The organism is Methylobacterium sp. D54C, from assembly GCF_053345595.1.
In genome coordinates, this window is record NZ_JBKFAK010000032.1 from 22,154 (window position 1) to 42,021 (window position 19,868).

A 19,868-nucleotide genomic window follows, 5' to 3' on the forward strand; every position below is an offset into this window, starting at 1 on the left:
ATCTCAGGCGGCATGGGCCGCCCCCTGCTCGGCCCCGTGCCCGGCCCCCTGCCCGGCCCCTTCCCCGGCCCCGTGGCGGGGCGCGACCCTCATGGTCAGGCCGCCCCTGGGCCGCAGGGTCACGCGGAACTGCGCCGCCGGCATCTCGGCCGTCACCGGCCGGAGGCGGAAGGCGGGCAGCAGCGTCGCCAGGACGACGAGGCACTCGGTCAGGGCGAGGCCCATGCCGATGCAGACCCGCGGGCCGGCGCCGAACGGCAGGTAGGCGTAGCGGTCGCGCGCGGCGGCCCGCTCCGGCGCGAAGCGGCCCGGGTCGAACGCCTCCGGCCTGTCCCAGAGCAGCGCGTGCCGGTGCAGGGCGTAGACCGGCACGTGGACCGACTGCCCGGCCGGCACGACCGTGTCCCCGAGCCGGACCGGGGCCCGCGTCCGCCGCACGATCAGCGGGGCCGCCGGATAGAGGCGCATCACCTCGAGGAGCACCTGACGCGTGTAGGGGAGCCGGTCCACGGAACCGGGATCGGACTCGGGATCGGCGCCGAGGCGCGCCATCTCGGCGACGACGCGCTCCTCCACCTCCGGGTGCTCGGCCAGGACCCGGAAGGTCCAGGCCAGCGCCAGGGCGGTGGTCTCGTGGCCGGCGGACACGAAGGTCAGCAGGTTGTCGACGAGGCTCGCCTCGGTGAGCGGCGCGCCGGTCTCCGGGTCCCGCGCCTGCAGCAGGAGGCCGAGGAGGTCGGAGCCGGGCTCGCCGCGGGACCGGCGGCGCGCGATCGTGCGGGCGACCTCGCCGCGCAGGTAGCGCACCGCCTCCGCCCCGGCCCGGGACCCCGGATGCGGGACCCAGGCCGGCGCCCGCAGCATCTCCAGGGCGATCTTCCAGCTGGTCTGGCCGAGATAGGCGTCCATCGCGGCCCCGAAGGGCCCGACCTCCAGGTGGGGATCGCCCGACACCATCGTGGCGACGATGACGTCGAACGTCGTGCGCATCATCTCGCGCAGGATGTCCCGCTCGCTCCCGGCGGGATCGGCGTCGCGCCAGCGCGCCCGCGTCGCCGCGGCGGCCCGGGCCATGGCCGGCACGAAGCTCCGGACCCGGTCCGGGCGGAACATCGGGGTCGCGGTCCTGCGCTGACGCCACCAGTGGTCCCCGTCCGCGGTGAGGACCCCCGCGCCGAGGGCCGGGGCCAGCGCCCGGAGCATGAACGGCTCCCGCTCCAGCGCCTCGGCCTGGTCGACCATCAGGCCGCGGATGTGGCCGGGATCGCAGACGTAGGTGGTCCGCTGGCCGAGGAAGCGGGTGGTCACCAGGGGTTGTGTGTAGATCTGCCGGGGCCAGGCCTCGATCAGGCTGCCCAGCATCGTGACGAGCACGGATGGCAGCGCGACCGCCTCGGCCACGCCCTCTGCCACGGCCGCCGCGAACGGCGGCCGTCCCGGCGCGCAGACCCTGAACGTTCCGACAGCGGGCATACCGGCTCCCTCGCGGGACCAGATTCGAGGTTCAACGTTAAGTTTTGGCTCGCCGCCGCGGCGCCGTCGAGCGCTTCCCCCGGGGCCGGGACGGAAACCGCCGCCTTGCTTACCGGGAGCTTACCGGATTCCCGGGGAGGCGCCGCGGACACCCGGGGGCGGCCCGCCCTAGCGGTCCCGGGTCGCGCGGGCCTGAGCTTCGAGGGCCTCGTGGAGCCGGCCCTCGATCAGCAGGGCCGAGCCGTAGTGGAACTCGATGTCGAAGGCGTGGCGCTGGTTCATCGAGAGCGACGCGCTCTGCATCGCGATGAGATGGCCCTCCGCGTCGAACAGGCCCGAGCCCGATCCGCCGTAGCCGTCGTTGCAATCGTGGCGGGCGCGGCGGATCGCGCCCTCGCTCGGCGGATCGATCCGCCGGACGGCGCAGGATTCCCGGCTGCTCTGCCCCCGGTAGTTCTCGTGCCCGGCCGGTGAGACCATCGTCACCGGGAGCGTCAGGTCGCCGGTCGGAAGGGTGGGCGGGTCCGGGATCGGCTGCGGCCGCGCCTCGGCCGGCTCGGCGAGGCGCAGCAGCGCCCAGTCGTCGGTGATGTGCAGGCGCCGCGCCTCGGGCTCGACGCCGAGTTCCAGGATCTCGGGCACGAAGGCGTAGTTCCGACCTGCTATCTGAAAGTAGCAGTCGGCGACGTTTCGAGTAACCTCCAGTTGTCGATTGCGGAAATTGTGCGCGTTCATCAGCACGAGGGACCGGCTCCCGATCAGCCACGCGGCGGCGGCCTTCTGGGGAATCCCGTCCGGGCGCCGGCACCACAGGACGCCCGCGCCGGGAAAGCGCTCCAGGTCGGCCCCCGTCAGCTCGCGCCGCCCGTCCTGCTGGTAGAGCGCCGCGAGACGGCGTTCCCCGCCGGTCCCGGCCGCCAGGGCCGCAGGCGCCAAGGTCGCGGGTGCCAGAGCCGCAGGCGCCAGGGCGAGAGCCGCCCAGCAGGCGGCCAGCGCCGGAGAGCGGGCCGTGCAGCCCGTGACATGACCCATGGCGTCCTCCCGGGACGGGTCGGCGGACGGCTCCGGGCCCGCACGCCCACGTATCGTTCCCACCTGTCTGGCCCACATGTCTGGGATGGCGGCCGGCTCTCGGTCAAGGTCTCCGTGATCTTACCAGATCTCCGGTGTTCTGTTGCCAAATCATCCCGAAAAGAAATGTTTCGTTTTGCAAAGACACGCATTACAAGCCGTGCGAATAATCAAGTGGCGCACAACGATAATAAGTCTTTCATAAGCTCAGCGAATACTGGAAATAGCCCGGTTATCGCGACGCTGGAGGCGGATTTGTCGGTGAAAGTCGTGTCGCCATCGAATCAACACCACGATGACTGCGAGGCCAAACGGCGTGGCAGTCCGGCGAGGAGACGCAGGATGATCAGGCTCCGGAATTCCGTCTCGGCATTGGCGATCATGGCGCTCGCGCCGGTCGCCATGGCGGGCGTGGCGCAGGCCAACGACAAGCTCGTCGAGAAATCGAAGAGCGACGAGAACTGGGTGATGCCCGGTAAGAACTACGACTCGAACAATTACAGCGACCTGACGCAGATCAACAAGAGCAACGTCAAGCAGCTCAAGCCGTCCTGGACGTTCTCCACCGGCCTGCTCAACGGCCACGAGGGCGCGCCGCTCGTCGTCGACGGCGTCATGTACATCCACACCTCGTTCCCCAACAACACCTTCGCCCTCGGCCTCGACGATCCGGGCAAGATCCTCTGGCAGGACAAGCCCAAGCAGAACCCGGCCGCGCGCTCGGTGGCCTGCTGCGATCTCGTGAACCGCGGCCTCGCCTACTGGCCCGGCGACGGCAAGACCCCGGCGCTGATCCTCAAGACCCAGCTCGACGGCAACGTCGCCGCCCTCAACGCCCAGACCGGCGAGACGGTGTGGAAGGTCGAGAACTCCGACATCAAGGTCGGCTCGACCCTCACGATCGCCCCCTACGTGGTGAAGGACAAGGTGATCATCGGCTCCTCGGGCGCCGAGCTCGGCGTGCGCGGCTACCTCACCGCCTACGACGTCAAGACCGGCGCGCAGGTCTGGCGCGCCTACGCCACCGGCCCGGACGAGGACCTGCTGCTCGCCAAGGACTTCAACATCCACAACGCCCATTACGGCCAGAAGGGCCTCGGCACCTCGACCTGGGAGGGCGACGCCTGGAAGATCGGCGGCGGCACCAACTGGGGCTGGTACGCCTACGATCCGGGCACCAACCTGATCTATTTCGGCACCGGCAACCCGGCGCCGTGGAACGAGACCATGCGTCCCGGCGACAACAAGTGGACGATGACGATCTTCGGCCGCGACGCCGACACCGGCGAGGCGAAGTTCGGCTACCAGAAGACGCCCCACGACGAGTGGGACTATGCCGGCGTCAACGTGATGATGCTGTCCGACCAGAAGGACAAGGACGGGAAGATGAGGAAGCTCCTCACCCACCCGGACCGCAACGGCATCGTCTACACCCTCGACCGGACGGACGGCACGCTGGTCTCGGCCAACAAGATCGACGACACCGTCAACGTGTTCAAGTCGGTGGACCTGAAGACCGGCACGCCGGTGCGCGATCCGGAATACGGCACCCGGATGGACCATCTCGCCAAGGACATCTGCCCCTCGGCGATGGGCTACCACAACCAGGGTCACGATTCCTACGACCCGAAGCGGCAAGCCTTCTACATGGGCATCAACCACATCTGCATGGATTGGGAGCCCTTCATGCTGCCCTACCGGGCGGGTCAGTTCTTCGTCGGTGCGACGCTGAACATGTATCCGGGCCCGAAGGGTGACCGGCAGAACTACGAGGGCCTCGGCCAGATCAAGAGCTACAACGCCATCACCGGCAAGTTCAACTGGGAGAAGATGGAGCGCTTCGCGGTCTGGGGTGGCACCACCGCCACCGCCGGCGACCTCGTCCTCTACGGGACGCTGGACGGCTTCATCAAGGCGCGCGACTCCGACAACGGCGACCTCCTCTGGAAGTTCAAGCTGCCGTCGGGCGCCATCGGCTACCCGATCACCTACACCCACAAGGGCACGCAGTACGTCGCCATCTACTACGGCGTCGGCGGCTGGCCGGGCGTGGGCCTGGTGTTCGACCTCGCCGACCCGACCGCCGGTCTCGGCGCGGTCGGCGCCTTCAAGAAGCTCGCCAACTACACCCAGATGGGCGGCGGCGTGATGGTGTTCTCGCTGGACGGCAAGGGCCCGTACGACGACCCGAACGTCGGCGAGTACGCGCAGCACGCCGCCAAGTAAGGGCCCCCGGTAACCGCCGCCTGCATCCCGTCGGCCCCTCGGCCGGCGGGGTTCTGGGATCAGATCCCGACAGGCGGGGCCCTCTGGCGCCCCGCCTGTCCCTCCGGACACGCCATCAAGAAACGCTTCGACAACAGGGATCAACGTCCATGCCGCGCCCGCGCGCACGCATCCTGGCGGCCCGCTTCGCCGCCGTCCTGACGCTCGCCACCCTGGCCGCCGGGCCGGTGGCGGCCCAGGAATCCGAGGCCCAGGCCATCCAGTCGGATCCCGGCAAGGCCCCGGCCGCCCCGCCGGCCGACCCCGCGACCCTGCGGATCTGCGCCTCCGAGAAGCAGCCGCCCCTCTCGATGAAGGACGGCTCCGGGCTCGAGAACCGCGTCGCGGTCGCCGTCGCCGAGGCGATGGGGAAGAAGCCCGTCTTCGTCTGGCTCCCGAAGCCCGCGATCTACCTCGTCCGCGACGCTCTGGAGAAGCGGACCTGCGACGTGGTCGTCGGCCTCGACAGCGACGACCCGCGGGTGCTGACCACCAAGCCGTACTACCGGAGCGGCTACGTCTTCATCACCCGCGCCGACAAGGATCTCGACGTGAAGTCCTGGTCCGACCCGCGGCTCAAGACCCTCGACCACATGGTGGTGCCGTTCGGCTCCCCCGGCGAGGCGATGCTCAAGGATATCGGCCGCTACGAGGAGGACATGGCCTACCTCTACTCGCTGGTGAACTTCCGCTCGCCGCGCAACCAGTACACCCAGATCGACCCGGCCCGCATCGTCAGCGAGGTCGCCAACGACAAGGCCGATGTCGGCGTCGCCTTCGGCCCGGACGTGGCCCGCTACGTCAAGGATTCCCCGACGCCGCTGCGCATGACGCTGGTCCCGGCCGACACGGTCGGCAGCGACGGCCGCAAGGTCCCGCAGGTTTTCGACCAGTCGATGGGCGTGCGCAAGGACGACGAGGCCCTGCGCAAGGCCCTCGACGCCGGGATCGAGAAGGCCCGGCCCGCCATCGCGGCGATCCTCAAGCAGGACGGGGTGCCGGTCGTCGCCTCCAACTGAGGCCGCCCCACCCGAGACCGGCCCGGCGCGCCCGGGCCATCGATCAGGACATCAGGACCCGCTCAACAGATGCTCATCGTACGTTCGGCCCGCGTCGCCCTTCTCACCCTCGCCGTGGCGATGCCCGTCGCGGCCCGCGCCCAGCCCCAGTCCGGCCCGCAGACCGGCATCGTCTTCCGCAACACCATCACCGGCGAGGCGATGGACACGGCCGAGGGCAAGCCGGGCGGGCGGGACACGCAAGCGGTCAAGACCTTCTTCCAGACCGGCAAGAATCTCTACATCGACGACAAGTCCTGCCTGCGGAACGGCGAGAGCCTGTTCCTGACCTCGTGCTCCGGCTGCCACGGCCATCTCGGCGAGGGCAAGGTCGGGCCCGGCCTCAACGACGATTACTGGACCTACCCGGCGAACACGACCGATGTCGGCCTGTTCGCGACCCTCTGGGGCGGCGCCAACGGCATGATGGGCCCGCACAACGAGGATCTCAATCCCGACGAGATGCTGCAGGTCATCGCCTGGATCCGGCATCTCTACACGGGGCCGGTGAAAGATGCCGAGTGGCTCACCGACGAGCAGAAGAAGACTTACAAGCCCTTCAAGGAGGGCGAGACCTTTGCCAAGGACGTGCCCGGCCAGTGCAAGCCGCTGGACTAGACGTTCTCGGCAAGTCGCGCCCCGCGGGAGACGGGGCGAACCGGCGGCCCGACCGGCCGCCCGAAGGAAGAGACGGAGGAATCTACGATGCGCACAGTGATCACGGCGGCGATGCTGATCGCGGGGGCGGCCTTCGCGGTGCCGGCGCTGGCCTACGACGGTCAGACCTGCAAGGCGCCGGGCAATTGCTGGCAGCCGAAGCCCGGCTTCCCCGAGAAGGTCGCCGGGACCAAGTACGATCCCAAGCACGACCCGAAGGAGGTCAGCAAGCAGGCCGAATCCATCAAGCAGATGGAGGAGCGCAACAGGAAGCGGATCGAGAACGCCAAGAAGACCGGCAAGTTCGAGTACGACGTCGCCAAGATCTCTTCGAACTGATCGCGACCGATCCGACCGTCCTGGGGCCGGCCCGCGCCGCGGCGCCGGCCCACAGCGACGCTCGGCAGCGCACGCCGCATCGACACGCGCAGGCACCGCCTCATGAACACCCTCCGTTCCGGAGACACGATGCTCACCGACTGGCGGGCGGCGGCGGCCCGCTTCGAGGCGGAGGTCGCCAAGGCGGTGGTCGGCCAGGAGCGGGCGATCCGCCTCGTGACGATCGCGATCTTCGCCCGCGGCCACGTGATGCTCGAGGGCGATGTCGGCGTCGGCAAGACCACCCTGCTGCGGGCGGTGGCCCGGGCGCTGGGCGGGGCCTACGAGCGCGTCGAGGGCACGGTCGACATGATGCCGACCGACCTGATCTACCACACCTACCTCGGCCCCGACGGCCGGCCGCGGGTCGATCCCGGCCCGGTCCTGGCCCGGGCCGAGGATCTCTCGGTGTTCTTCTTCAACGAGATCAACCGGGCGCGGCCGCAGGTCCACGCCCTGCTGCTCCGGCTGATGGCCGAGCGCAGCGTCCAGGCCTTCGGCCGCACCTACACGTTCCCGAACCTGCAGGTCTTCGCCGACCGCAACCGCGTCGAGCGCGAGGAGACCTTCGAGCTGCCGGCCGCGGCCCGCGACCGCTTCCTGATGGAGATCGGGCTGGAGGCGCCCCGGGACGCGGCGGTGCGCCGGAGCCTGGTCTTCGACCCGCGCTTCCACGACACCGACGCCCTCGTCGGCGCGGTCGCCGAGGGCGTGCTCGACCACGCCCGGATCGGCGGCATCGCGGCCGCGATCCAGCACGCCGTCCGCGCGGAGCCGTCGATCGAGGCCTACGTGGTGGCCCTCTGGGACGCGCTGGTCCGCCCCGCGGAGGCCGGGATCCGGCTCCCGGGCCTCGACACCGCCACCCTGGTGCAGGGGGGCGCCTCCCCGCGCGGCGTCGCCTTCCTGGTGCGCGCCGCCCGGGTGCGGGCGTGGCTGGAGGGCCGCGAGTGGCTGGTGCCGGAGGACGTGCGGGCGGTCTTCACCGAGGTGATGGCCCACCGCGTCTTCCTCGAGCCCGTCCACGAGCTGCAGCGCGGCGCGATCGTGCCCGCCCTGTGCCGGGCCGCGTTCGAGACGGTGCCGGCGCCGTGAGCGACCCGCGCACGGCCGATATCGTCTACCTGCCGCGCTGGCGGCCGCGCGGCAGCCGGGCCGGCCTTCACCGGGGGCGCGACGCGGGCGGCGCCGGCCCGTTCCGCGATCAGGTGCCGTTCCTGCAGCTGCCGGATGCCCGCCGCATCGACCTGCGCGCGACGCTGCGCGACCCGTTCGAGGGCGTGCATGTCCGCCGCTTCGAGGCGCGGACCGCGGTCGAGACCTGGGTCCTGGTCGATCTCTCGGCCTCGATGGGCTTTTCCGGCACGGCCGACCGGGCGCGGCTCACGGGCGATCTCTGCCGGGCCCTGGCCGTTTCGGCGACCCGGATCAGCGACGGGTTCGGCCTGATCGGCTGCGACGAGACCCTGCGCGACGACCTCACCCTCCCCGCCACCCGCCACCGGGGCGCGGCCGTCGCCGCGGCCGAGCGGGTCGCGGGCGCGCCGCGCGCGGGACGCGGCTGCGCCGGCATGCTCGAGGCCGCGCGGCGGCTCGCCGGGCGGCCGAAGCTCGTCTTCCTCGCCTCCGACTTCCGCTGGCCGGAGGCCCTGATCGCCCGGGTCTTCGCCGCCCTGGCGCCGCACGACACGGTGCCGATCCTGCTCGCCGACCCCGCCGAGGCGGAGGCGCTGCCGGCCTTCGGCCTCGTCGAGCTCGATGACCTCGAGGGCGGCGGCCGCCGCGTGGTCCTGCTGCGCCCGAGCCTGCGCCGGGCCTGGATCGCCCGGGAGCGGGACCGGATCGCCGCCCTGGAGCGCGCCGCCGCGCCCTTCGCCCGCCGCGTCTTCCAGCTCACCGGGCGCTTCGACGCCCAGGCGCTCACCCGCCACCTGATGACGACCTGAGCATGGGCGCGCGCGGTCCCGCCCTCCTGCCGGCCGGCCTCTCCGCCAGCCTCTTCGCCAGCCTCCGCGCCGGCGTCCTCGCCGGTGTCCTGGCCGGCATCCTGGCCGCGCCGCTCGCCCTGACGGCCGGCCCGGCCGCCGCGCAGGTGCGCTCCGTCGAGGTGCGCAGCCCCCGGCCCTTCGGGATCTTCCTGGGCGACCTGGTCGAGGCGCAGGTGGAGATCCTGGCCGATCCCGACTTCCGGCTGCAGCGCGCGACCCTGCCCCGGCCCGGTCCGGTGACCTACTGGCTCGACCTGCGCGCCGTCACGGTCGACGAGGCCCCGGCGGCCGGCGGCCGGCGGGTGCGCCTGCGCCTCACCTACCAGAGCTTCTACGCCGCCCTCGACGCCCGCACCCTGGAGGTGCCGGGCTTCCCCCTGACGCTGGCGAGCGAGGCGGCGACCGGGCTCACCACCGCGGCCGTCCAGGTGCCGGGCTGGAGCCTCGGCGTCTCGCCCCTGCGCGAGGTGCAGCCGCAGCGGCGCGAGGATCCGGCCGAGTACCTGCGCCCGGACGGCTGGAGCGGGCGGATCGATCCCGGGCCGGACGTCGCGGCGGCGGCGGGTCTCGGCGCCCTCGCGGGCCTCGCCGCGCTGGCGCTGGCGCACGATCGGGCCTGGGGACCGTTCCGGCAGCGGCGGGGCCGGCCCTTCGCGGCGGCTCTGCGCGCGCTCCGGCGGCAGCGAGCGGGGGCCGGGCCCGATCAGGCCTACCGGGCGGCGCTGCTGGCCCTGCACCGGGGCCTCGACCTGACCGACGGGAGGCGGGTGCTGGCCGACGATCTCGGCGCCTTCCTCGCCCGGCACGGGGCCTTCCGGGGCCAGGCGGCGGGGCTCGCGCGCTTCTTCGAGGCCTCGCGCCTCGCCTTCTTCGGCGGCCGGCTGCCGGCCGCGCGCGCGGCCTGGCCCCGCGCCGAGGCCGAGGCGCTCCTGGCGCGGCTCGCGGCGGCGGAGCGGAGCGCGTGAGGCCGTGACCGATCTCCTCGCCCGCCTCGGCGCGACCGATCCCTGGGTCCTGTGGCTGCTGCCGCTGGCGCTGCTGCCGCTGGCCCGCTCGGCCCTGCGCCGGACCTCCGTGCCGGCGGTCGCCGCCGCCCCGGCCGACCCCCTCTCGGCCTGGCTCGGCCGGGCGCTGACGCTCGCCGGCGTCCTGGCCGTCGCCGGCCTGATCGTGGCCCTGGCGGGCCCCTACCGGACGGGCGCGCGGATCGAGCGCCTCGGCATCGGCGCGCAGGTCTCGCTGCTGATCGACCGCTCGGGCAGCATGAACGAGACCTTCGCGGGCCGGCAGCCCTCCGGCGCCGAGGAATCGAAGGCCGCGGCCTCCCGGCGCCTGCTGGCCGATTTCGTCGGCGCCCGGGCGCACGACCTGTTCGCCGTGACGGCCTTCTCCACCGCGCCGATGCTGGTCATGCCGATGACCGACCGCCACGACGCCGTGCGGGCGGCGATCGCCGCCATCGACCGGCCCGGCCTCGACTACACCAATATCGGCCGGGGCCTCGGCATGGCCCTGTCGCAGTTCGGAATCGATGTCGGCGCCTCGCGGGTCCTCCTCCTGGTCTCCGACGGCGCGGCGGTGATCGACCCGCGCATCCAGGACCAGCTGCGCGCCGCGGTCGCGCGGATCCGGCCGAACCTGTACTGGCTGTTCCTGCGCACCCAGGGATCGCCCGGCATCGCCGACCGGCCGGCCGGCGAGGACACGCCCCAGGCCGCGCCGGAGCGCCATCTCGACCTGTTCTTCAAGAGCCTCGGCGTGCCCTACCGCGCCTTCGAGGCCGAGGGCGCCGAGGCGGTGGCCGCCGCCATCCGGCAGATCGAGGCCCTGGAGCGGGACCCGATCCCCTACGTCGAGGAGCGCCCGCGCCGGGACCTGACCGGGCTCGCCGCCGCGCTCGCCGCCCTGGGCCTCGCGCTGCTGGTCCTGGCCAAGCTCGCGGAGGTGGACCTCGCGGCGGCACCGGCGGATGCGGAGACTGCGACGGAGGCCGAGACCGAGACCGCGGGCGCGGCGGCGCGGAGGGCGGCATGAGCGCCGGCGCCCTCCTCGACGGCCCGGCCCCGCGCCGCACCGCCCGCCCCCGCCTCGGCTTGGCGGCGGCGTGGCGCCGGGTCCGGCCGGCCCTGCTGGTCGCGCTGCCGCTGGTCCTCGCGGCCGCCGCCCTGTGGTTCGCCGTCTCGGGCTGGAGCGCCGCGCGCGACGACGACCGGATCGCCGCCCTGGAGGCGGGCCGCGACCGGCCGGTCGAGCCGGATGCGCGGCCGGCCCTCCTGGCGGCGCGGATCGGCTTCCTCGCCGCCCGGGACCGTCTCGGCGAGACCGAGCCCCTCCTCGACGCCCTCGACCGCGCCGGCGCGGTGCGGGAGGCGGCCCGGGCGCGGTACGTCATCGGCAACGCGCGGATGCGGCAGGCCTTCGCGCTGATCGGCCGGGGCGACCTCGACAAGGCCGCGCCCCAGGTGACGCTGGCGCGGCAGGATTACCGCCGCGCCCTCCAGGCCCGGCCCGAGTTCTGGGACGCCAAGTACAACCTCGACGTCGCCTCGCGCCTCGTGCGCGACTACCCGGAATTCGACCGCAAGACCGGGGACGAGCTCCGCGCCGAGCCGAAGAAGATCTGGACCGACATCCCCGGCCAGCCGCGGGGCGGCCCGTGAGCCCGCGGCGCGTCCTTCCCCCCGTCCTGCCCTCGGTCCTGCCCACCCTCGTCGCCCGCAACCTGCGCGACGGGCGGTTCCGCGCCCTGGCGGCCGCCCTCGCGCTGGCGCTGGCGGCCCTGGTCGCGCCGCCGATCCCGGTCACCCGCACCGGCGTGTCGGTGCTGGCGGTGGTCGACATCACCGGCAGCATGGCGGTGCGCGACTATCCCGCCGCCGGCGGGTCGGTGAGCCGGCTCGAGACCGTCAAGGCGGCGCTGCGGGCGACGCTGCCCGACCTCCCCTGCGGCTCGCGGGTGGCGGTCGGCCTGTTCACCGACCGGCGGCCGTTCCTGCTGTTCACGCCGGTCGAGGTCTGCGCCGACTTCGCGCCGCTGGACGGCGCCATCGCGGCCCTCGACCCGCGCATGGCCTGGGAGGGGGACAGCCGCATCGCGGCCGGCCTGTTCCGGTCGATCGCCATGGCGGGGGAGATCGACGCCGACCTCCTGTTCCTCACCGACGGCCAGGAGACGCCGCCGCTGCCCGCCTCCGGCGGCCCGACCTTCGACGGCAGGCCCGGCGCGGTGCGCGGGCTGATCGTCGGCGCGGGCGGCTACGGCCTGTCGCCGATCCCGCGCTTCGACGATCGCGGGCGCGAGACTGGCTTCCTCGGCGAGAGCGACGTCCAGCAGGAGAACCGCTCCGGGCCGCCCCCGGCCGACGCGGAATCCCGCGAGGGCTACAACCCGCGCAACGCCCCCTTCGGGGCCCAGGCCGCCCACGGCACCGAGCACCTCTCGTCGGTCCGCGAGCCGTACCTGAAGCGCCTCGCCGCCGAGACCGGCCTCGGCTACGTCCATCTCGACGGCCCGGGCGGTCTCGCCGCCCCTCTGCGCGCCGCGGCGACGCCGCGCCCGCTGCCCGGTCGCCTCGACCCGCGGCCCGCCCTCCTGGCTGCGGCCCTGGCTCTGACGCTCCTGGCCCTCCTGGCGGGACCCCTCGCCCGCGCCCTTCGCGCGCTCCGCGGGCGCGCGGGCCACTCTGCTCCAATCCCTGCTCCAACCCCTGCTCCAACCGGAGCGATCAGGACCTGACCATGCGGATGCCCCTCGCCCTCTTTCCGGCCCTCGCCCCGGCCCTCGCCGTCGTCGGCCTCGCCGGCGCGGCGCTGGCCCACGGGCCGACGCCGCAGAAGATCGACCAGTCGATCACCATCCAGGCGCCCCCGGAGGCGGTCTGGAAGGTGGTGGGCGATTTCGGCGGCATCGGGCGCTGGCACCCGGACGTGGCCAAGGCCGAGGCCAGTGGCGGCAACGTCGAGGGCACGACCCGCCGGGTGACCCTCAAGGCCGGCGGCACCCTGGTCGAGGGGCTGGACGAGTGGCTGGCCGACGGCCGGACCTACTCGTACCGGATGTCCGACCCGGACCTGAAGGCGCTCCCCGTCTCCTCCTACTCGGCGACGCTCACCGTGACCCCGGACGGGACCGGCTCCAAGGTGTCGTGGATCGGCCGCTTCTACCGGGGCGACACCGGCAACGAGCCGCCGGAGACTCTCAGCGACGAGGCCGGGCGCGCGGCGATGAACCGCTACTTCGCGGACGGGCTCAAGGGCCTGAAGGCGGCCGTCGAGGGCCGGACGACCCATTGAGGCCCCGCATGCGCCACCTGTGGCTGATCGCGACGCTCGCGGTCGCGGTCGCGGCCGGGACCGGCGCCGGGACCAGTGACGCGTCCGCGGCCGGCGACCCGGTCTGGGTCGTCAGCCAGCAGGGGGCCGAGCTGGCGCGGATCGAGGCCGGGAAAGTGGCCGGGCGGATCCCGCTCGGACCGGCGCCGGTGGCGGCGGCGACCGACCGGGCCGGCCGCCTCTATCTGACCCACCCGGACGGGCGCGCCGTCACCGTCGTCGCGCCCGGCGCGCCGCCCCGCCGCCTGCCCGTCCCCGGCCAGGCCTTCGGCCTCGCGGCGAGCCCGGACGGGGCGCACCTGTACGTCGGCGACTGGTCGGGCGACCGCGTCCTGCGGATCTCCGCGGCGACCGGTGCCGTCGAGGGCGCCGCCGCGGTGGGCCGCGACCCGGCCCACCTCGTCCTCGACCGGCGCGGGCGGCTCTACGTCGCCGACCGCGAGAGCCGTCAGGTCAGCGTGATCGACACCGGGACGATGGCCCGCGTGGCCGTGGTCCCGACCGGCGAGGCGCCCTTCGCCCTCGCGCTCGCACCGGACGAGGCCAGCCTCTACGTCGCCAACGTGCGCAGCGGCGACCTCACGGTGATCGACACGGCGACGCTGCGGGCCCGCGCCACGGTTCCGGCCGGCCGGATGCCCTACGGCGTGGCGGTCACCGGGGACGGCAGCCGCATCCTGGTCACCAACCAGCACGCCGCCGCCGTGACGGTGATCGACGCGGCCCGGCTCGAGATCGTCGCCACCGTGGCGGTGGGCCCCTATCCCGAGGGCATCGCGGTGGCCGGTCCGCTTGCCTACGTGGCGAACTGGTTCTCGGACGACGTCTCGGTGATCGACCTCGCCACGTGGCGCGAGACGGCGCGCATCAAGGTGGCGGAGGGCCCGCGCACGGTCCTGGCGGGGGAGCCCGCGCGATGAGACGGGCCGGCCCCATCGGGATCGCGTCCGGGCTGGTCCTGCTGGCCCTCGGCGCCTGCGACCGCGGGGCGGACGAGCGCGCCGACGCACGCGCCGACGAGGCCGGCGCGGTGGTGGCCACCACCGCCGAGGGCACCCTGCCGGCCTGGCTCGCGCCGACCGACGGGACCGACCCGGCCCGCTGGCTCGCGGGCCGCGAGGCCGGCAAGGCCCTGCCGGCCGACGATCCCCGCGTGCGCGCGATGGCGACGGCACTGGCCGGAGCCCGCGACGGCTTCATCGAGGACCCGCGCATGATCGCCAACCGCACCGTCCAGCTCGGCCAGATGCTGGCCGAGGCCGGCATCGGCGAGGGCTACGGCGCGATCCTCGACGGTCTCGGCGGCATCGCGGCGGAGCGCGGCCGCCGCAAGAGCCTCTACGGCGAGATGTGCCAGCACTACTACAACGCCCGGATGCAGGGGGCCGACCACGCGGCCGCGCTGGCGCGCCTCGCCGGCCCGCACCCGGTCGGCGAGGGGACGCCGTGAGCGCCGCCCGGGCCTCGGCCGACCGTCCGGCGGGGCGGGACGGCCCGCGGGTTCTCGACGCGGTGCTGATCGTCGACGACCACCCGGTCGTGCGGCGCGGCTTCCGCCATCTCGCCGAGGATGCCGGCGTCCGGGCGGTCCACGAGGCCGCGGACGTGGTGTCGGGCTACCGCACCTTCCACCGCCACCGGCCTGGGCTGGTGGTGACCGACCTGGGCTTCCGCGACCAGGGGCTGTCGGGCCTGTCGCTGATCCGCCGGGTGCGGGCCCTCGAGCCGGCGACCCGGATCCTCGCCTTCAGCATGCACGACGACCCGGTGATCGTCGCCCGCGCCATCGAGGGCGGGGCGCACGGCTTCGTCCTGAAGGACACGGCGGTGACGCGCTTCCACGAGGCGCTGGCGACCGTGTCGGCCGGGCACAGCTACCTGCCGCACGAGGTCGCGACCAAGATCGCGATGCTGAATGCCGGGCTCCTGGAATCGCCCCTCGCGCGCCTGACCGCGCGGGAGGTTCAGGTGCTGTCGCTGCTGGGGGCGGGCAAGTCCAACGAGGCGATCGCCGACAGCCTGTCGATGAGCCACCGGAGCGTGTCGGCCGTCGTCTCGGGCATGAAGCAGAAGCTCGGCGCCGGCAGCCTCGCCGACCTCCTGCACATCGCCCTGTCGCGGGACGGGCGCCCGGTGTGAGGACGACCGCCGTCAGCGGGCCGGGGCTACCGCGGCACGATCAGGCCGGGAACGATCGATCCCTGCGGCCCGAACGTCGCCTCGGCCTTCCGGCAATTGGCCGCGACGTCCTTCTGGTAGGCCGCGATGTAGCGGGTCGCGGTCAGGTGCAGGTCGCCGGTCTCCAGGCTCGCCGCGTCGACGCCCAGGGCCTCGACGGTCTGCTTGAGGCGCGCCGGATCGCTGCGCAGGCCGGGGCATTCGAGGTTCACGAAGCCGGCGAGCCCCGCGAGCTTCGCCGCCTGATTGCGCCGCGGATCGGCAGCCGCCGGGTCCTGCGCCTGCATCGAAGGCTGTCCCTGGGGCTGTCCCTGGGGCTGGATCGGGGGCTGCGGGATGGGCTGCGCGGGGGGCTGCGCCTGAGCGTGGGCCTGGGCCGTCAGAAGACCCAGGAGGCCGGCCGAGATCGGGCCGGAAAGACGGATCGCGCGCATCGCTTCTCCCATCCTGTCGCAGGAGCAGCGCGTCCGTCGACCGTCACCGCTGCGAAGAGTCGCGCAGTTCTATGCCGCTGGATCGGAGATTTACAATGCAGACCAAGCTTATAATCGTCTTAGTGACTCTGGCCTGCGCGACTCTGCCGGCGAAGGCCGCCCGCCTGACCGTGGACGACAAGGCCTCGCTGTGGCCGCGGGCGAGCGCGACCGACAAGATCGATTTCTCGACCCGGATGGGCCGGGCCTTCCACACGCTGTCGCCCAAGCTGGACGCGGCGTACTTCATGCGCTGTCTGGAGGAGACCGCCAATATCGGGGACACCAAGGACCTGCGGCTCGAGGAGATGGTGCGGACCTGCATCTCCCTGGTCCGGGACGAGGCCGAGTGAGCGGCCGGCCCGGCCTCACGGAGGGCCTCGCGCGCGGCCTCACGCCAGATGGGCGACGATGTTGACCAGCCGGTCGAACGGGTCGCGGACGTAGAACCGCTCCACGCCCCAGGGCTCACGGGCCGGGCCGTACAGCACGGGCAGGCCCGCCCGCCTCACGCGGGCGAGGACCTCCGCCAGGTCGTCGACCTCGACCGAGATGTCGGGAACCGGCGTGCCCGAGCCGCCCGCGCTGGCCACGCTGATCTGCGGCGTCGCCGACATCCCGGGGGCCGCGAAGGTCAGGATCCAGCCGTGATCCATGACCACCTCCAGGCCGAGCACCTCCGCGTAGAAGAACCGCGCCGCCTCGACCTGCGTGGTCCGGATGTTGGTGACGATCCGCCTCACGGCCATGGCCCGCTCCCCGTTGCGCGTCGCCTATCAGAGGGCTCCGCGGGCGGCCCGGCAAGGCCCGGCACGGCGCCTCGGGAATCCGCGCCCCGGCCTCGTCGCGGTCCGCCGCCCGGAAGTGCACGCAGCGATTGAAAGCGGGCCTCCGGAAAGAATCCGGAAAGCTCCCCGATGGTACCGTCCGCGCCGGTGGGACCTCGCACCGTCCAGCAGAATGTTCGCCCAGGCGGACGATTGGGATCCCCGGGTATGAACAGTGGGACGGTCGCGCTGCGGGAGAAGGCGAAGCTCCTCGACACCGTTCTCGACACGATGGATCAGGGGCTGATGATGATCGACGCCGCCGGCGTCGTTCAGGTCTGTAATGCCCGCGCCCTCGCGCTGCTCGACCTGCCGCCGGACCTGATGCGGTCCCGCCCGACCTTCGAGGCGGTGCGGCAATACCAGATCGCGCGGGGCGAGTTCGGGAAGGCGAGCGAGACCCTGCAGCGCTGGGTGGCCGCGGGCGGCCTGGAGTGCCGCGCCCACACCTACGAGTGCGAGCGCCCCGACGGCACCGTGCTGGAGATCCGCACCGTGCCGCTGCCCGACGGCGGTGCGGTGCGGACCTTCACGGACATCACCGCGCGCAAGCGGGCCGAGGAGACGCTGCAGGTCAGCGAGACCCGCCTCGCCCTGGCGCAGGATGCGGGCAGCGACGGGCTCTGGGACTGCGACCTCACGACCGGGGAGGCGTGGTCCTCCGACCGCTGGTGGGGGGTCCTGGGCTACGAGCCCGGCGAACTGGCGAGCCACGCGCGGACGTGGCGGGCCCTGCTCCACCCGGAGGATGCGGGCGCGGCCGAGCGGGCGCTGATCGAGCACCTGAGCGGGCGGGCGCCGACCTACATGTCCGAGCATCGCATGCGCCGCAAGGACGGCTCCTGGGCCTGGATGATGACGCGCGGCAAGGTGGTGGCGCGCGCCGCCGACGGCCGCGCGGTGCGCTTCATCGGCACCCAGATCGACATCAGCGCCCGCAAGGCCGCCGAGGGGCAGGTCGCCCACATGGCGCGCCACGACGGCCTCACCGACCTGCCCAACCGCGCCCTGTTCTACGAGCGGCTCGAGATCCGGCTCGCCGACCTGCATCTGAACGGCGGCACCTGCGCGGTGCTGTGCCTCGACCTCGACCGCTTCAAGGCCGTCAACGACAGCCTCGGCCACGCGGCCGGGGACTTCCTGCTCCGGGCGGTAGCCCATCGCATCCGCGCGGTGCTGCGGGCCGACGACATGGTGGCGCGCTTCAGCGGCGACGAGTTCGCCGTGCTGGTGGCCGATGCGGACGACCCTGCCCGCGCGGAGGCCCTGGCGGCGCGCCTGATCGCGGCCGTCCAGGCGCCGATCCCCTTCGGCAAGCGGCGGCTGAAGGTGGGCCTGAGCGTCGGCATCGCCCGGGCACCCGGCCACGGCTTCGACAGCGAGACGCTGGTCCGCCGGGCCGACCTCGCCCTGTACCGGGCGAAGACCGAGGGGCGGAACACCCACCGGGTGTTCGAGCCCGCGATGGACGCGGCCGAGGCGGCCCGGCGCGATCTGGAGCGCGACCTGCGCCAGGCGATCGAGGGCGACGAGCTCATCCTGCACTATCAACCGCAGGTGAGCACCGCCACCGGCCGGCTTCTCGGGTTCGAGGCGCTCGTGCGCTGGGAGCATCCGACCCGCGGCCTCGTGCCGCCGAACGCCTTCATCCCCCTGGCGGAGGAGAGCGGGCTGATCCTGCCGCTCGGCGAGTGGGTGCTCCGGGCCGCCTGCCGCGAGGCGGCCCGCTGGGCGCACCCGCTGAAGGTGGCGGTGAACCTGTCGCCGCGCCAGTTCCAGCAGGCGGATCTGCCCGAGCGCGTGCTGGCCATCCTGACCGAGACGGGCCTCGCGCCGACGCGGCTCGAACTCGAGATCACCGAGACCCTGATCATCAACGACATGGCGCGGGCGCTCGGCATCCTGCGCCGGCTGAAGGCCTTCGGCGTGTCCATCGCGATGGACGATTTCGGCACCGGCTACTCGTCCCTCGCGACGCTGCAGGCCTTCCCCTTCGACAAGATCAAGATCGACCGGTCCTTCGTGGGCCATGTCGAGGTCAGTCCGCAGGCGGCGGTGATCGTGCGGGCGGTTCTGGGGCTCGGCCGCAGCCTCGGGATGAGCGTCGTGGCGGAGGGCGTCGAGACGGAGGCGCAGATGCGCTTCCTGGCCGCGGAGGCCTGCGACGAGGTCCAGGGCTACCTGATCAGCAGTCCGCAGCCGATCGAGCGGTTCGCCGCGCAGATCGACGCGTCCGAAACGTTCGTGCCGCCCGGCCGCCCCGACTCGGCTGTCGCCTGAGGCGCGCCGCGACGCCCCGGCGATCCGGCGACGGCCCGAACGCCCGGACGCCCGTCGCGGTACCGGTGCGGAGCGCCGAGCGGCGGCCCTGCCGCCGGCCTCTGTGGCACGGCCGCGACACCCGCCGACGACCGCCTGTGGATGACGCGACCTGCCCCCGATCCGTCAAGGTTCGGATGCCAGCGTGACCGCGCACCTCCGATCCGGCTCCCTCAGCTCCGCCATCCCATGTTCGCCCAGCCCCACGCCCTCATCCTCCGCCATCGCGAGCGCGTCGCCGTGCTCATCTCCTCCGCGCTGTTCCTGGCGGGCGCCCTGCCGCTCTTCTGGGCGATCGGCTGAGGCTCGATCCCGGGCCGGCCGCATCGTCGGCCGGCCGTCGAGCTTCCGCGCCGCCGCGCTCGCGAGGACGGCGGGCCGCGTTCGGCCCGCCTGAACGGCGAAGGGGCCGCCTCCTCTGGGAAGCGGCCCCTTCGCGTGTCGGGTCGGGTGCGACGGTCGGGATGCGAGCGTCGCACCCGACCGTCGCTTGTCGGTCTCAGTAGGAGCCGAACTTGTAGTTCAGGCCGGCGCGGACGACGGCGAACTCGTCGGAGCGGCGGCCGATGCCGCTGTAGACGACCGGGAAGTTGTTGGCGGCGTTGATGACGAACGCGCCCTGGTTGCGGGTGTTGCGGTCGAGGTTGACGTACAGGCCTTCGACCTTGAGCGTCACGGCCGAGGAGCGGAAGAAGTTCAGGAACGAGTCGGTGGGCAGGGCATACTCGATGCCGCCGCCGACGGCCCAGCCGGTGCGGAAGCTGTCGTTGCCGGCATAGCCGCCGAAGGAGCGGTCGGCGCTGCCGGAGCCGTAGGCGAAGCCGCCGGTGCCGTACACGAGGGTGCGGT

At 73.2% G+C, this 19,868-nt stretch carries 21 protein-coding genes; 16 read left to right on the forward strand and 5 right to left on the reverse strand.

Annotation, left to right across the window (positions count from 1 at the left end; translation table 11 throughout):
• Window positions 1–3: 3 nt before the first annotated feature.
• Window positions 4–1,473, reverse strand: a complete 1,470-nt coding sequence (locus ACLBYB_RS29710) for a cytochrome P450 (protein WP_447700950.1) — start codon at window positions 1,471–1,473, stop codon at window positions 4–6.
• 168 nt (window positions 1,474–1,641) lie between these two features.
• Entirely contained in the window at window positions 1,642–2,505 is an 864-nt protein-coding gene (locus ACLBYB_RS29715) for a S1 family peptidase (RefSeq protein ID WP_447700951.1), read from the reverse strand.
• Between the two features lie 381 nt (window positions 2,506–2,886).
• Between ACLBYB_RS29715 and ACLBYB_RS29720 the strand changes: the two genes are divergently transcribed.
• From ACLBYB_RS29720 to ACLBYB_RS29785, 14 genes are all read left to right on the forward strand, one after another.
• Complete coding sequence (locus ACLBYB_RS29720) at window positions 2,887–4,770, forward strand: methanol/ethanol family PQQ-dependent dehydrogenase (RefSeq protein WP_026605374.1); 1,884 nt, start codon at window positions 2,887–2,889, stop codon at window positions 4,768–4,770.
• A 149-nt stretch (window positions 4,771–4,919) separates the two neighbouring features.
• Window positions 4,920–5,828 carry a methanol oxidation system protein MoxJ gene (gene moxJ / locus ACLBYB_RS29725; RefSeq protein ID WP_447700952.1) on the forward strand — a complete coding sequence of 303 codons (909 nt, stop codon included), beginning with the start codon at window positions 4,920–4,922 and terminating at the stop codon, window positions 5,826–5,828.
• Window positions 5,829–5,897: 69 nt separating this feature from the next.
• Complete coding sequence (gene moxG, locus ACLBYB_RS29730; protein WP_091981677.1) at window positions 5,898–6,485, forward strand: cytochrome c(L), periplasmic; 588 nt, start codon at window positions 5,898–5,900, stop codon at window positions 6,483–6,485.
• An 87-nt stretch (window positions 6,486–6,572) separates the two neighbouring features.
• Window positions 6,573–6,863: a methanol dehydrogenase [cytochrome c] subunit gene (locus ACLBYB_RS29735; protein WP_012321128.1), complete on the forward strand. Its 291-nt coding sequence runs from the start codon at window positions 6,573–6,575 to the stop codon at window positions 6,861–6,863.
• Window positions 6,864–6,965: 102 nt separating this feature from the next.
• Window positions 6,966–7,997 carry an AAA family ATPase gene (locus ACLBYB_RS29740; protein WP_026605375.1) on the forward strand — a complete coding sequence of 344 codons (1,032 nt, stop codon included), beginning with the start codon at window positions 6,966–6,968 and terminating at the stop codon, window positions 7,995–7,997.
• Window positions 7,994–8,848 (forward strand): DUF58 domain-containing protein, encoded by an 855-nt coding sequence (locus tag ACLBYB_RS29745; RefSeq protein ID WP_447700953.1) that lies wholly within the window; start codon window positions 7,994–7,996, stop codon window positions 8,846–8,848. Before ACLBYB_RS29740 ends, ACLBYB_RS29745 begins: the two co-directional genes overlap by 4 nt.
• Before the next feature lie 2 nt (window positions 8,849–8,850).
• A complete protein-coding gene (locus tag ACLBYB_RS29750) occupies window positions 8,851–9,855 on the forward strand; it encodes a nonribosomal peptide synthetase MxaA (RefSeq protein WP_447700954.1) in 1,005 nt (334 codons plus the stop codon).
• A gap of 4 nt (window positions 9,856–9,859) precedes the next feature.
• Window positions 9,860–10,924: a vWA domain-containing protein gene (locus ACLBYB_RS29755; protein ID WP_447700955.1), complete on the forward strand. Its 1,065-nt coding sequence runs from the start codon at window positions 9,860–9,862 to the stop codon at window positions 10,922–10,924.
• On the forward strand, window positions 10,921–11,550 hold the full coding sequence (locus tag ACLBYB_RS29760) for a hypothetical protein (RefSeq protein WP_056529792.1): 630 nt from the start codon (window positions 10,921–10,923) through the stop codon (window positions 11,548–11,550). Before ACLBYB_RS29755 ends, ACLBYB_RS29760 begins: the two co-directional genes overlap by 4 nt.
• A complete protein-coding gene (locus tag ACLBYB_RS29765) occupies window positions 11,547–12,626 on the forward strand; it encodes a vWA domain-containing protein (protein WP_447700956.1) in 1,080 nt (359 codons plus the stop codon). Before ACLBYB_RS29760 ends, ACLBYB_RS29765 begins: the two co-directional genes overlap by 4 nt.
• 2 nt (window positions 12,627–12,628) lie before the next feature.
• A complete protein-coding gene (locus ACLBYB_RS29770) occupies window positions 12,629–13,183 on the forward strand; it encodes an SRPBCC family protein (RefSeq protein WP_447683697.1) in 555 nt (184 codons plus the stop codon).
• A gap of 8 nt (window positions 13,184–13,191) precedes the next feature.
• Window positions 13,192–14,142 (forward strand): YncE family protein, encoded by a 951-nt coding sequence (locus ACLBYB_RS29775; RefSeq protein WP_447700957.1) that lies wholly within the window; start codon window positions 13,192–13,194, stop codon window positions 14,140–14,142.
• The gene (locus tag ACLBYB_RS29780; protein WP_447700958.1) at window positions 14,139–14,672 is read left to right on the forward strand and encodes an MxaH protein; all 534 of its coding nucleotides are present in this window, start codon (window positions 14,139–14,141) and stop codon (window positions 14,670–14,672) included. Before ACLBYB_RS29775 ends, ACLBYB_RS29780 begins: the two co-directional genes overlap by 4 nt.
• On the forward strand, window positions 14,669–15,361 hold the full coding sequence (locus ACLBYB_RS29785; protein ID WP_056529806.1) for a response regulator transcription factor: 693 nt from the start codon (window positions 14,669–14,671) through the stop codon (window positions 15,359–15,361). The genes ACLBYB_RS29780 and ACLBYB_RS29785 overlap by 4 nt, the downstream gene beginning before the upstream one ends.
• 26 nt (window positions 15,362–15,387) lie before the next feature.
• Here ACLBYB_RS29785 and ACLBYB_RS29790 read toward each other — a convergent pair whose 3' ends face one another.
• Window positions 15,388–15,834 carry a hypothetical protein gene (locus ACLBYB_RS29790; protein ID WP_447700959.1) on the reverse strand — a complete coding sequence of 149 codons (447 nt, stop codon included), beginning with the start codon at window positions 15,832–15,834 and terminating at the stop codon, window positions 15,388–15,390.
• A gap of 95 nt (window positions 15,835–15,929) precedes the next feature.
• Here ACLBYB_RS29790 and ACLBYB_RS29795 point away from each other — a divergent pair, with 95 nt between their 5' ends.
• Window positions 15,930–16,226 carry a hypothetical protein gene (locus tag ACLBYB_RS29795; protein WP_234081578.1) on the forward strand — a complete coding sequence of 99 codons (297 nt, stop codon included), beginning with the start codon at window positions 15,930–15,932 and terminating at the stop codon, window positions 16,224–16,226.
• A gap of 39 nt (window positions 16,227–16,265) precedes the next feature.
• Here the strand turns inward: ACLBYB_RS29795 and ACLBYB_RS29800 are convergent, their stop codons facing one another.
• On the reverse strand, window positions 16,266–16,622 hold the full coding sequence (locus tag ACLBYB_RS29800) for a VOC family protein (RefSeq protein WP_447700960.1): 357 nt from the start codon (window positions 16,620–16,622) through the stop codon (window positions 16,266–16,268).
• 246 nt (window positions 16,623–16,868) lie between these two features.
• Here ACLBYB_RS29800 and ACLBYB_RS29805 point away from each other — a divergent pair, with 246 nt between their 5' ends.
• On the forward strand, window positions 16,869–18,980 hold the full coding sequence (locus ACLBYB_RS29805) for a putative bifunctional diguanylate cyclase/phosphodiesterase (RefSeq protein ID WP_447700961.1): 2,112 nt from the start codon (window positions 16,869–16,871) through the stop codon (window positions 18,978–18,980).
• 538 nt (window positions 18,981–19,518) lie between these two features.
• Here the strand turns inward: ACLBYB_RS29805 and ACLBYB_RS29810 are convergent.
• Window positions 19,519–19,868, reverse strand: a 350-nt coding sequence (locus ACLBYB_RS29810) for an outer membrane protein (protein WP_447700962.1), incomplete at its 5' end; no start/stop codon positions are given.

What these genes read in the sequence shown, in the direction of transcription:
- ACLBYB_RS29710 (WP_447700950.1), bottom strand. Translation starts at nt 1,473, where the DNA reads ATGCCCGCTGTCGGAACGTTCAGGGTCTGCGCGCCGGGACGGCCGCCG.
- ACLBYB_RS29715 (WP_447700951.1), bottom strand. Translation starts at nt 2,505, where the DNA reads ATGGGTCATGTCACGGGCTGCACGGCCCGCTCTCCGGCGCTGGCCGCC.
- ACLBYB_RS29720 (WP_026605374.1), top strand. Translation starts at nt 2,887, where the DNA reads ATGATCAGGCTCCGGAATTCCGTCTCGGCATTGGCGATCATGGCGCTC.
- moxJ (WP_447700952.1), top strand. Translation starts at nt 4,920, where the DNA reads ATGCCGCGCCCGCGCGCACGCATCCTGGCGGCCCGCTTCGCCGCCGTC.
- moxG (WP_091981677.1), top strand. Translation starts at nt 5,898, where the DNA reads ATGCTCATCGTACGTTCGGCCCGCGTCGCCCTTCTCACCCTCGCCGTG.
- ACLBYB_RS29735 (WP_012321128.1), top strand. Translation starts at nt 6,573, where the DNA reads ATGCGCACAGTGATCACGGCGGCGATGCTGATCGCGGGGGCGGCCTTC.
- ACLBYB_RS29740 (WP_026605375.1), top strand. Translation starts at nt 6,966, where the DNA reads ATGAACACCCTCCGTTCCGGAGACACGATGCTCACCGACTGGCGGGCG.
- ACLBYB_RS29750 (WP_447700954.1), top strand. Translation starts at nt 8,851, where the DNA reads ATGGGCGCGCGCGGTCCCGCCCTCCTGCCGGCCGGCCTCTCCGCCAGC.
- ACLBYB_RS29760 (WP_056529792.1), top strand. Translation starts at nt 10,921, where the DNA reads ATGAGCGCCGGCGCCCTCCTCGACGGCCCGGCCCCGCGCCGCACCGCC.
- ACLBYB_RS29770 (WP_447683697.1), top strand. Translation starts at nt 12,629, where the DNA reads ATGCGGATGCCCCTCGCCCTCTTTCCGGCCCTCGCCCCGGCCCTCGCC.
- ACLBYB_RS29775 (WP_447700957.1), top strand. Translation starts at nt 13,192, where the DNA reads ATGCGCCACCTGTGGCTGATCGCGACGCTCGCGGTCGCGGTCGCGGCC.
- ACLBYB_RS29780 (WP_447700958.1), top strand. Translation starts at nt 14,139, where the DNA reads ATGAGACGGGCCGGCCCCATCGGGATCGCGTCCGGGCTGGTCCTGCTG.
- ACLBYB_RS29790 (WP_447700959.1), bottom strand. Translation starts at nt 15,834, where the DNA reads ATGCGCGCGATCCGTCTTTCCGGCCCGATCTCGGCCGGCCTCCTGGGT.
- ACLBYB_RS29795 (WP_234081578.1), top strand. Translation starts at nt 15,930, where the DNA reads ATGCAGACCAAGCTTATAATCGTCTTAGTGACTCTGGCCTGCGCGACT.
- ACLBYB_RS29800 (WP_447700960.1), bottom strand. Translation starts at nt 16,622, where the DNA reads ATGGCCGTGAGGCGGATCGTCACCAACATCCGGACCACGCAGGTCGAG.
- ACLBYB_RS29805 (WP_447700961.1), top strand. Translation starts at nt 16,869, where the DNA reads ATGAACAGTGGGACGGTCGCGCTGCGGGAGAAGGCGAAGCTCCTCGAC.